The organism is Pseudomonas sp. CM27, from assembly GCF_013179515.1.
In the GTDB taxonomy this organism is placed as follows: Bacteria; Pseudomonadota; Gammaproteobacteria; order Pseudomonadales; family Pseudomonadaceae; genus Aquipseudomonas.
On record NZ_JABMCN010000385.1, the window covers coordinates 1 to 3,049 of the forward strand.

Annotated in this window: 3 protein-coding genes; all 3 read left to right on the forward strand. The window is 64.7% G+C overall.

Translation table 11 applies throughout. The features are described 5' to 3' along the window. The coding region (locus tag HP547_RS28080; protein WP_172288729.1) for a vWA domain-containing protein at positions 1-1,449 on the forward strand (1,449 nt) is incomplete at its 5' end. A gap of 6 nt (positions 1,450-1,455) precedes the next feature. After that, positions 1,456-2,154, forward strand: a complete 699-nt coding sequence (locus HP547_RS28085) for an ABC transporter ATP-binding protein (protein ID WP_172229649.1) — start codon at positions 1,456-1,458, stop codon at positions 2,152-2,154. Then, positions 2,138-3,049: ABC transporter permease (locus HP547_RS28090; protein ID WP_172288731.1), on the forward strand; the 912-nt coding region annotated here is incomplete at its 3' end. The genes HP547_RS28085 and HP547_RS28090, both read left to right, overlap by 17 nt.

Consider the following 3,049-nt stretch of genomic DNA (forward strand, 5'->3'; position numbering starts at 1 on the left):
AACTTCTACCTGCTGCCAGTGCTCAGCGGCGAAGAGGTGATGACCGAAGAAGGCTTCCGCACCCGCATCCTCAACGTGGCCTCGGTCAGCAAAGCCGACAGCGCCGCAGCGGCAACCCCAGCGCCGAGCCAGGCCGCCGCCAACCAACAGCTGAAAGCGTTCAGTGCCGCTGTGGTGTTCGTGATCGATTCGACCATCTCGATGGACCCGTATATCGACCGTACCCGTGAAGCGATCAAGCGCGTCTACACGCAGATCGAAAAGGAAAATCTGGGCAAGCAGGTCAAGTTCGGCTTGGTCGCCTACCGTTCCAGCACCAAGGCGGTGCCGGGCCTGGAATACGTCAGCAAGATGTACGCCGACCCCAACACCGTGAAGGACGGTGCCGACTTCATGGCCAAGGTCGCAGACCTCAAGCAGGCCAAGGTGTCCAGCAGCGAGTTCAACGAAGATGCCTTCGCCGGTGTGATGTCGGCCGTGGACCAGATCGACTGGAGCGCATTCGGCGCGCGCTATGTGGTACTGATCACCGATGCCGGTGCCATCGACGGTGGCGACAAACTGTCGAGTACCGGCCTTGGCGCCGAACAGGTCAAGATCGAAGCCAGCAACCCGGGTGTTGCCCTGTACACGCTGCACCTGAAAACCCCGAGCGGCTCGAAGAACCACAGCAGCGCCGAGGCGCAGTACCGTACCCTGTCCAACTACCCGGGCACCAATACCTCCCTGTACTACCCGGTCAATGCCGGCGATGTCGAGGCCTTCGGCCGCAAGGTCGATGGCCTGGCCGCCGCCATCACCCAGCAGGTGCGGGCTGCCTACATGGGCGAGGACGCCATCGGCAGCGCGACCAATGCCAAGGCCGACCCCACCGAGAAAAAAATGCTCGAGGATGCGGCGCTGATAGGCCACGCCATGCAGCTGGCCTACCTTGGCAAGGCCAACGGCACCCAGGTGCCACCCGTGTTCCAGGCCTGGATCAGCGACCGTGACCTGATCAAGCAGAACGTGCCCACCACCGATGTGCGCGTGCTGTTGACCAAGGCCCAGCTCAGCGACCTCAGCGATGTGCTCAAGCAGATCCTCGACGCCGCCAACGAAGGCATGATTTCGCCCGACGAAATGTTCACCCGCCTGCGCTCGGTAGCCGCCACCATGGGTGCCGACCCGAACCAGCTGAAGCAGGGCTCGACCACCCGCGTGGCCGACTTGGGCGTGCTCGGCGAGTACCTGCAAGACCTGCCCTACCAGAGCGAAGTACTGAACCTGGACGAAGAAACCTGGAAAGGCTGGGATGGCCTGGCCCAGGAGAAATTCATTCGCAGCCTGAGCAGCAAGCTTCGCCATTACCAGCGCTACAACGCGGACGTGGACCGCTGGGTCGCCTTGGCCCCGGGCAGTGACAGCCGCGATAACGTCTACCCGGTACCGCTGGAAATGATGCCCTGACCGCACATGCTCGATATCAAGGGATTACGGATTGTTCGAGGCGAAGGATCGCAGGCTCACCGGGTACGGCTGGATGAGCTGTGCCTGCGGCCTGGCGAAGTACGCGCCATCACCGGCGAAAGCGGTTGCGGCAAGAGCACGCTGCTGGAAGCCATCGGCCTGCTGCTCAAACCCGAGCAACTGACCCACTACCGCCTTGGCCCGCAACGCCAGGATGTCGCCAGCCTGCTGGCCCAGGACCAGCAACCGGCGTTGGCGACACTGCGCTCGCGCGAGCTTGGCTTTGTGCTGCAGAACGGCGGGCTGCTGCCCTTCCTCAGTGTGCGCGACAACATTCTGCTGCCGCGCCGCCTGCTTGGCCTGGCCCCTGGCTGCGCGGCCGTGGACAAGGCCGTCGAGGCACTGCGCCTGGCACCGCTGCTGGGCAAACTGCCCCAGGCGCTGTCCATCGGCGAGCGCCAGCGGGTCGCCTGCGTACGCGCCATCGCTCACGAACCACGGGTGCTGTTGGCCGACGAGCCGACCGCTGCACTGGACCCACACAACGCCGAGCGCTTGTTCGAGCTGCTGCTGAACCTGGTGGCCGAGCTGGGGCTCAGTGCCTTGATCGTGTCCCACGACTGGGCGTTGGTCGAGCGCTTCGGCCTGCCGCGCCTGGGTGCCATCAATGGTCAAGGGGAAACACGCTTTGAACCCGTGGCATAAACGCCTGGCCCTGCTGATCAGGCTGTCGCTGGCCGACCTGTGGCATGACCGCAATGTTTCCTTGTGCATGGCCGCCTCGCTGGTCGCCGTCATCGCCCCGCTGTTGCTGCTGTTCGGCCTCAAGCACGGCGTGGTCAGCCAGTTGCAGCAGGAGCTGCTCAGCGACCCACGCAACCTTGAGGTGAAGATGCTCAGCAGCGGCCACTACGACCAGGCCTGGCTGCAGCGTTTGCAGGCGCGCCCGGAAGTCGGCTTCGCCATCGGCCAGACCCGCTCGCTGAACACCCAGGCCGATCTGCTCGGGGCGCATGGCCGCTTCGCCGATAACGTCGAGGTCATCCCGACCCAGGCCAATGACCCGCTGTTGGCGACAGCCCTGAGCGAGCTGGCGACCGACCAGCTGATCCTCAGCGAACGGGCCGCGCAACGCCTGGATGCCAAGGTTGGCGATACGGTTCGCCTGCGCGTTGCCCGGCGCCTGAACGACGTCAACGAGCGTGGCGAGCGGGCCCTGCAGGTACGTGCCGTCGTCAGCTCGGTACGCTTCGCCCGCCCAGCCGCTTTCGTCAGCCCCGATCTGCTGATGGAACTGGAGCACTACCGCGATGGTTACCTGGTGGCCAGCCTTGGCGCCAGCAGCGGCCAAGCCCTCGACGCGCTGAAAGTCGGTTACGCCCGGGCGCGGGTCTATGCACGGGACATCGACAGCGTGGCACCACTGGAGCAGTGGCTGAACGAGCAGCGCATCGAAACCGCCAGCCGCCTGGCAGAGATCAACAACGTCAAGGCGATCAACCATGTGCTGGGGCTTATTTTCGGCGTCATTGCCGGCGCCGCCCTGATCGGCTGCATCGCCTCGCTGGTCGGGGCCTTCCTGGCCAACATCGACCGCAAG